General features: G+C 81.2%; 1 protein-coding gene and 1 pseudogene. Both read left to right on the plus strand.

What is annotated here, in order from left to right; all coding sequences use genetic code 11:
• The coding region (locus ABD317_RS37560; RefSeq protein WP_344296638.1) for a hypothetical protein at positions 1–229 on the plus strand (229 nt) is incomplete at its 5' end.
• A pseudogene (locus tag ABD317_RS37565) lies at positions 211–628 on the plus strand (hypothetical protein); the annotation flags it as partial. The gene ABD317_RS37560 and the pseudogene ABD317_RS37565, both read left to right, overlap by 19 nt.

Genomic DNA, 628 nt, shown 5'->3' on the forward strand with positions numbered 1-628 from the left:
CCAGGAGGGCGCCCAGGTGCCGGGATACGGCGACGGGGCGGGTGCGGACGCGGGGCCCGGCACCCCGGCGGGGGCGGCGGACCCTGCGCGGACCGCGGGGCCGCCCGGGGCGATCGGGGGCGCGGGGGGTGCGGGCAGTGCGGGTGCGGGCGGCGCCGGGGCGGCGGGACCGGCGGCGGCCGCGGAGAACTCGGCGAACTCGGAGGACTCGTGCTCAGTCTCCGCCTAGCCCGCGGCTCCCACCCCCTCGTCCTGCTGCGCCGGCTGCTCGTCGCGTGCGCCTCCGCCGGCGTCGGCTTCCTGCTGCTCGCTGCCCTCGGCCACGCCTCGCCGGAGCAGCTGGCGTGGTGCACGGTGCCGCTGGCGGCCACCGTCCACTTCGCGGTCGCCGTGGCCCGCACCGACCCGCACGCCAAGCCGTCGCCGGGGCTCTCCGCGGCCGGCTTCGGGCCGACCGCCGCGCCGGCGGTCGCCGCGGTGACCACCGCGGCGTCGTGCCTGCTGGGCAGCGGCGTGGCGCTGCTGTTCTTCCTGCACCTGCGCGGCGAGCTGTCGGAGCTGCCGTTCGCCGGCGCCGCCGCCGCGCAGCTCGCCGCCGCCGGCCCCGTGCCGGTCGTCGGCGCGCTCA

Source organism: Streptomyces synnematoformans, from assembly GCF_039531005.1.
Taxonomy (GTDB): Bacteria; Actinomycetota; Actinomycetes; order Streptomycetales; family Streptomycetaceae; genus Streptomyces; species Streptomyces synnematoformans.